The organism is Paenibacillus germinis (genome assembly GCF_013141785.1).
GTDB lineage: Bacteria > Bacillota > Bacilli > Paenibacillales > NBRC-103111 > Paenibacillus_E > Paenibacillus_E phytorum.
Genome location: NZ_WHOC01000186.1, coordinates 1 through 3,905, shown reverse-complemented (window position 1 = coordinate 3,905; position 3,905 = coordinate 1). Strand labels below are relative to the sequence as shown.

Below are 3,905 nucleotides of genomic sequence, written 5' to 3'. Positions count from 1 at the left end.
CAGGAGTGATGTCATGAATCCAGTCATTGGTGTGGATGTTTCAAAGGGAGAGAGCCATGCACAAGCTTTTTTAGACCGTGGAGTACCTCATGGGAAGATTTTTAGGTTTAATCATGATCTAGAAGGTCTAGCGTCTTTTTTAAGTTATATTAAAGGTGTGGAATCGGCAGCAGGGATTCGTCCTACCATTGTTATGGAAGCAACAGGCCATTATCAAAGCCCTGTTGTTCAGTTTCTGGATGAGCACCAGTATTTGAACATCGTCATTAATCCTTTAATCTCACATAACGCCAAGAAAACCAATTTGCGAAGGTTAAAGACGGATGCCGCAGACGCCCATCTATTAGGGACACTGTTCTATAAAGAAGAGTTTGAACCCTACAAAAAGCGGGGGCAGCATCTTATGAATTTACGCTTTCTAACACGCCAATATGAAACTTTAACAGGTATGTATGTCCAAGCAAAACTACAGTTCCAGGCTATTTTGGATCAAGTTTTTCCTGAATATCATGGCGTGTTTGGTGACCTTTATTCAAAGGTGTCCCTTCGATTTTTGGCTTTACACCCAACATCAAAAGAAGTCCTAGAAATGTCTGAGTTGGAGATTACTACTGCAATCCAAAGTCTTACTGGACGCGGCAAATCCGTCTCATGGTGCTTGGAACGTGCTCAAATCCTAGGAGCGGCAGCAAAGCGAAATCCCTTTAAGGAGACGGCTTTTTCAAGCCATTTGATCTCCATGCAGCTGCTCATCAAATTGCTTCTTCAATACCAGGATCATCTATCAACCCTTAATAAATCGGTAGATGGCCTGGCTGAAGAGCTACTTGAATATGATTTAATCCAATCGATACCCGGAATTGGCACTAAGATTGCTGCAACAATTTTAGCTGAGATTGGTGAGATCGATCGGTTTGATCACGCAAAGAAACTGGTGGCCTTTGCCGGTGTTGATCCAAGTGTTTTTTCTTCAGGTAAGTTTGTAGCTACCCAAAATAAAATCACAAAGCACGGCTCCAGAAGGCTTCGTACTGCCTTGTATCAAGCTGTACGATGTGGAATTCGTAGTAATAGAAATAAGAAATTAAGGGCTTATTATGATAAGAAACGTGCTGAAGGAAAGCTGTTCAAAGTAGCAATAATTGCATGTGTGAATAAACTCATTCACTGGATTTTTGCCATCTTAACTACTAAGGAAGCGTTCCGGTTAGAGTGAACAACGAGAAATAGAAATATATGGAATATATTTCCGTGCTAAATAGGACGGCTCTTTCCCATGCACTTTTTAAAGTATACCACCTCATGAACCTACTATTAATAATTAAATATTGACAAGCTATTAGCTGGAATAGTTCAATGCCCCACGATATATTTATTATGTGACTTTGTTGGCAACCCGAGATATTCTTCGACTTGATCGGCAATCGGATCAAATAAAAAGCCGCCATTTAGGCGGATATTAATCGGACTATTTTCTTGTCACCAGACATTTATACTGAAATGTTGTACTTGTCATTGAATAATCCAATTATTTGCCTTAACTTGAGATCGAGTCTTAGCATTACTTCGGATATAATATCCTTTGGTATTTCCTTATAGTAAGCATGTGCAATACCACCTGTAATACACGCTATCGTGTCACTGTCTCCACCAATTGATATAGCCTTTCTAATCGCATCTTCAAAATCTGTTGATTCTAAAAATGCAATTATCGCTTGTGGGACCGACCCCTGACAGCTTGGATCAAAAGCATAGTTTGGCCTTATGTCGTCTAGTCTTTGCTTGAGATTGTATTTGAATCTCTGCTGAATAAATGATTGAATTTCATCTTTTGATTTATTATTTCTCGCTAGAAAGACTGCACAAGCTACGGCTTGAGCACCAATGATACCTTGCCTATGATTGTGGGTTACTAATGCTGATCTTCTGGACTCAATCATCACTTCTTCTAAAGAGCTAAAGACAAATCCTATCGGGCACACTCTCATAGCCGATCCGTTTCCATAACTTCTGTATGGTTTGGGGTTGTTACTCAAAACCCATTCCTCAAACTTTTGACCATACCCAACGTTAGGATACCATCTAGCGTATTGCCTTAATTTATTAGCATATAATCTCTTGCTTGCGTAATAATCAAACAGCTTATTACTTTGTTTTTTCTTGTTTAGAACAGCATCAGCTATGGCTACTGTTAAAACAGAATCATCTGTAAATCTCGTGAACCTATCATAGAGTTTAAACTCAGTAGATTTGGTATTATGCCACTCAAAGACTGAACCAATTACATCCCCTATAACAGCACCTAACATAATCCACCTCTTGCCAAAGCCTTATTAACTTTCGCCATATTCTTATTATTCGAGAAGAAACTAATTTTTTCATTTAAGCTATCTCTACTCAGTTCTAGGGTTTGTGAATAAACCGATAATTTCTATAATCTCGGCTTCAGCAACACGTCTTGGTCCCTCCATGAAATATCCTTTAAGTCCTACTTTAATGTCATGAACATGTCTTTCCTCTCGTGCTTTAGGAAATAATATCCACATTCTAGCGGTGCCTAATTCTAATACTGAACGTGTCTCAGTAATAATTATTTCTCCGTTCTCATCTTCGAACTCTGGGTGAATGACTCTCAATTCAATCCCTGTCTTTAAAAAATCATCTTCTAAAGCAAAATCACTTCTATATCCTTGTCGAGGAAGTATTTTCCTACCTCCTTCTTCTTGCGTAAAAAATCTATACTTCACTTTAAAATCAGGTGGAAACCCGCGAATTACTTCATTCGATATCCACAAATGAATACCCCCAAAAGTGTTTTTATGAAGTTATTCTCTACATTAGAGTTATTTCCTTTATTTGTAACTAACCTGCCCTTTAGTTGAATAGCATAAAAAGGACCCACAGCAACGGGCTGAGGGTCTAAGTTTTATATTTTAAAGGGGGTCTACTTTTATTATAGGCTTGATTAATTAATGCCGCATGAAAATAAGATTTCAATTATGTTACATTTACTTAACTCTTGTTCCTCGTTAGTTGAATGTACTTCAATTTCCTGTACTTAGAGAATGCTGAGATTAATCACATGCTAGTTCGATAAAACTACCTTCCCTTAAGTATTTCCTCAATGACCTTAGAAAAAGCGAGTTCCGCAGTGCCGCCCTTACCCTTAATTATACCTCAGTGAGCTTCATGTACATGAATTACATAACCATGACCCAATTCTTTGCACTCTAAAGTAAAAGTAAAGCCGTTGTCTGACAACCAATACATTAAGTCGGATAAACTAGGAAGCCACGTCCCTTCGTTATAAACAGATGAAGGTGCCAGTAAATCTCCTTGTGGTAAGATTCGACCTCCTATTATCCATTCTTCATTATTATATTTGTAGAAATCGAACGGTGCTTTCTCACCAATATAAAATGTTCTTTTAAAGCCTAATTCTTTTAACTTTAAAGCTGATATTTCAGATAAATACATTTTTTCACCTGCTTTACTTTTATATTCACGAGTATTCGTTCTGAACTCTAAAATAGCCTTTCATTCTGTTCATGTACAAGATTGTTCTTTAACCTGCCCGTTACTTCAATGAAAAAGAGGAGCTGCGGCAAGCTCCTCCACTATCGTTACCCGTTAGCGTAACGCCAGTTAATCCCATTGCTTATTCTGTATTCCGGCTAATATCCTTTCAACTATCCATTTGGGTGAGGACGAGGGCGACAGCTACTCATACCAATTCGTCCACGACTGGCCAACGTACCAGTGCTGCATGAAGGAGCTGTCCGGGCAAGGCTATTCGACCGGCATTGACTTGCTGAACAGCTACACCAAGGTTGAGATCGGGGAACGCGGCAACATCCATATCGTGCACTGATGCATTGCATTCCGAAATCGAAATTCTGGAGGAA

General features: G+C 38.9%; 5 protein-coding genes. 1 reads left to right on the top strand and 4 read right to left on the bottom strand.

Translation table 11 applies throughout. The features are described 5' to 3' along the window. The first annotated feature begins 13 nt into the window (after nt 1-13). Nucleotides 14-1,216, top strand: a complete 1,203-nt coding sequence (locus GC102_RS36920; protein WP_171693926.1) for an IS110 family RNA-guided transposase — start codon at nt 14-16, stop codon at nt 1,214-1,216. Nucleotides 1,217-1,490: 274 nt separating this feature from the next. Here GC102_RS36920 and GC102_RS36915 read toward each other — a convergent pair whose 3' ends face one another. The 4 genes from GC102_RS36915 to GC102_RS39200 form a co-directional block, all read right to left on the bottom strand. Beyond that, nucleotides 1,491-2,309, bottom strand: a complete 819-nt coding sequence (locus GC102_RS36915) for an ADP-ribosylglycohydrolase family protein (protein WP_171693925.1) — start codon at nt 2,307-2,309, stop codon at nt 1,491-1,493. An 84-nt stretch (nt 2,310-2,393) separates the two neighbouring features. Beyond that, nucleotides 2,394-2,795 (bottom strand): hypothetical protein, encoded by a 402-nt coding sequence (locus tag GC102_RS36910; RefSeq protein WP_171693924.1) that lies wholly within the window; start codon nt 2,793-2,795, stop codon nt 2,394-2,396. Between the two features lie 382 nt (nt 2,796-3,177). After that, nucleotides 3,178-3,477, bottom strand: coding sequence for a hypothetical protein (locus tag GC102_RS36905; RefSeq protein ID WP_171693923.1), 300 nt, complete (start codon nt 3,475-3,477; stop codon nt 3,178-3,180). A 247-nt stretch (nt 3,478-3,724) separates the two neighbouring features. Continuing rightward, nucleotides 3,725-3,905, bottom strand: a 181-nt coding sequence (locus GC102_RS39200) for a hypothetical protein (protein ID WP_216628297.1), incomplete at its 5' end; no start/stop codon positions are given.

Coding starts and splice junctions, on each gene's coding strand:
- GC102_RS36920 (WP_171693926.1), top strand. CDS start 14: ATGAATCCAGTCATTGGTGTGGATGTTTCAAAGGGAGAGAGCCATGCA.
- GC102_RS36915 (WP_171693925.1), bottom strand. CDS start 2,309: ATGTTAGGTGCTGTTATAGGGGATGTAATTGGTTCAGTCTTTGAGTGG.
- GC102_RS36905 (WP_171693923.1), bottom strand. CDS start 3,477: ATGTATTTATCTGAAATATCAGCTTTAAAGTTAAAAGAATTAGGCTTT.